The organism is Anabaena sp. AL09, assembly GCF_001672255.1.
GTDB classification, from domain to species: Bacteria; Cyanobacteriota; Cyanobacteriia; order Cyanobacteriales; family Nostocaceae; genus Dolichospermum; species Dolichospermum lemmermannii.
Map to the genome: position 1 here is coordinate 8,969 of NZ_LJOQ01000014.1, position 2,628 is coordinate 11,596.

3 protein-coding genes and 1 pseudogene are annotated in these 2,628 nt (G+C 38.9%); 3 read left to right on the forward strand and 1 reads right to left on the reverse strand.

The genetic code is table 11. The features are described 5' to 3' along the window. Positions 1 to 307: 307 nt before the first annotated feature. Genes AN490_RS02590 through AN490_RS02600 form a run of 3 tightly spaced genes read left to right on the forward strand, consistent with a single transcriptional unit; the run spans position 308 to position 1,928 of the window. The gene (locus AN490_RS02590) at positions 308 to 631 is read left to right on the forward strand and encodes a hypothetical protein (RefSeq protein ID WP_299999671.1); all 324 of its coding nucleotides are present in this window, start codon (positions 308 to 310) and stop codon (positions 629 to 631) included. A 5-nt stretch (positions 632 to 636) separates the two neighbouring features. Further along, positions 637 to 867 (forward strand): hypothetical protein, encoded by a 231-nt coding sequence (locus AN490_RS02595; protein ID WP_299999672.1) that lies wholly within the window; start codon positions 637 to 639, stop codon positions 865 to 867. A gap of 8 nt (positions 868 to 875) precedes the next feature. Beyond that, positions 876 to 1,928 (forward strand): hypothetical protein, encoded by a 1,053-nt coding sequence (locus AN490_RS02600; protein WP_299999673.1) that lies wholly within the window; start codon positions 876 to 878, stop codon positions 1,926 to 1,928. A gap of 203 nt (positions 1,929 to 2,131) precedes the next feature. Here AN490_RS02600 and AN490_RS02605 read toward each other — a convergent pair. After that, positions 2,132 to 2,557, reverse strand: a pseudogene (locus tag AN490_RS02605) (Tn3 family transposase); the annotation flags it as partial. Positions 2,558 to 2,628 lie beyond the last annotated feature (71 nt).

Here is a 2,628-nt window from a genome sequence, read left to right on the forward strand (position 1 = left end):
TTTTTGAAAATATTAAAACCTCAAATCCAATTGGTGTAGGGGTTTCAGGGATATTTTACCGAAAATATCATAAAGGGAGCGGTAGAGCCATTTAGATTAAACCCATGTACACCAATGGTTTTGGATATATTAAAAGGATGTTTGATCATAAGGGGAACGGTAGAACCAAAAACTCCAGTCAGAATTAGAACAAGCTCGTTCAGAAGTTGACAGAGAACAGGCTAAACTTGATAATTCTGCAATTCTCCAAACTCAGGAATTAGAACAACTACAGACTAATGTTAACTTGGCTGAATCAAATTTACAGGTGGCTAAATCTAAATTAGAAGCGGCCAGAGTTAACCGTCAGATTCAAGAGTATCAAGCTAGTGTGGAGGAATCAAAGCGATCGCAGTCCCAAACCCAATCCAGGCAAGATTATGAGCGTTCTAGGCTACAGTATGAAGAAGCTGTCAGAAACAAGGATTATCAACTTGCACAATTAGGAATTTCATTGAGTGCCATTGAGGATAAATTAGCTGATATTCCGATTGTCAGAAGTCCGCGCAATGGGTATATTAAAAAGATTAAGCCTTGGGTGGGTAAAGATGGTAAATATCAAACAACTATCACTATTGTTTCTAAAAACTAAAAATCATGAAACAACAAAATCAGTTTGAGTTTGCAGGTGAAAACAAACCAACTAAAATCAGAACCATTACCGGAACATTCAAATATTGTAATTCTGGCACTGAAGAAATTAAAACAGTTACTTGTTTATTCGATGAAAGAGCAGAAAAGTATGAATTAACAATGGTCTATGTAGTAGAATTTGGATATAAACTTGCTTTTTCTAAATCTGATAATGAATTTTTAGTTAATGATTAGTTGTAACAATGAAATCTAAATTAATAGCATTATTTCTCGTATTATTTACCGTAAGAATTGAAGCGGCACTATCGCAAACTCCAAAACCACGACAAACACCGACACAGCCCATTAAACCAACTCCGACAACTCCGACATCAAAGCCTGTAACGCCTGTAAATGATAGCGTTGAGACTCCGACAGAGGAAAACACAGAAGAGCCAGCAGAACCATTAGATCCTGAAGAAGCTGAACAAAAAGCTAATGATTTAGATAATAAAATTTCCCCTAAGAATCAAAACCCTTTCTCAAAACCTGATATTGATAAGTTATTGACTGAGCAATTCAACGATGATATGTGGCGAATAATGCGGGGGGGTCTACCCTGCCTAGAAACTACATCAAGTTGCTTAGAACAATTGCAAACTAAAGCCGTTACAGGCTCAATTTTACTCAAAGAATTAGATACTAGGATTGAAGAAGCTAATAATAAAATTAATGAAGCTAGGTCTAAAAATGCTAAAACTGTCAGGCTTTCGGTGTTAACACCAGCTTTGCAATATTTACTCGGTCCGGCTGTAACTCCAGGACAAGCGCAGCCAGAAGGTAAGGGATTAATTGATAATTTATTGGCAATATTCAACGGTAAAACCGGAGTAATTAACGGATTACTGAATGTAATTGGTGTTCCCCTATTTGTAGGTTCTCAAGGAGCAAATACAGAAGCTAATAGAAATGCGATCGCTATTTCTGATCTCCAAATTAAAGTAGCCGAATTACAACGCGCCCGCGCTCAATTAGCAGATACTATCAGAGAGAAAGTAGCAGTAGCTTTGGTGAAATTCGATGAAGGGAGAACTGATTTTCAAATTGCCCAAGTTGTGGGAGCAAGGGCTATTGATCAATTTAAAGTATTTGAGCTACGTTACATTAGGGGGAACAACGATACCGAGGGATATTTAGCTAAACAATCGGAACTTGATAAAGTCAAGGCTAACACTTATGGTTCTTGGGGGAAAATGAGGCGATCGCTCTTTGAGATCAAGTTATTGGTATTGGGTGTTAAAAATGCGGAAATTTAAAAAGGGCTAAAGTAAGCCCTCTGAAAACTGAAAATTAAGGCCAGGAGGATGGAGTATAAATTGTTGAAACTCCATCTGCAACTTTGCAGACAGGAGGTTGTCCTGCATCTGGTAAAGAGGCAAGAGTATATGATGTTCCGGCAATAGAGGCATCACCGTGCCAAACCGGGAAAATTGTACGCTAAGGCTGAAAGCCTTATCCATCAAGGATTTGAGCGATACTTGTTTTCCTTAACTCGCAAAGGGCGCAACTTGTCAAAACTGGTTGCCTGCTTCAAATTCCAGACATAATCACCAGTAAGATTGATATGCTCCCAACCCAAAGGTGATAAATGTTGCAAATATTCTTCAGGAATATCCATACCCTGTTGTTTCAAATGCTCAACAGCCTTTTCTATGTACACCGTATTCCACACAACAATCGCCGCCACCACCAAATTCAACCCACTAGCCCGATAAAATTGATCCTCATAAGAGCGATCGCGGACTTCACCCAAACGATTAAAAAACACCGCCCTTTTCAGAGTATGTTTCGCCTCACCCTTGTTTAGCCCCACAGTAGCCCGTCGTCGTAACTCAGGACTCTGCAACCATTCCAAAGTAAACAAAGGCATTGAGCCGAGATCCTTGCTCAAACGGAAATAGAAGCTGAAAAAGCTTATTGTATATAGCTTTCAGATTTTCTGTCGTTCCCGTTTTA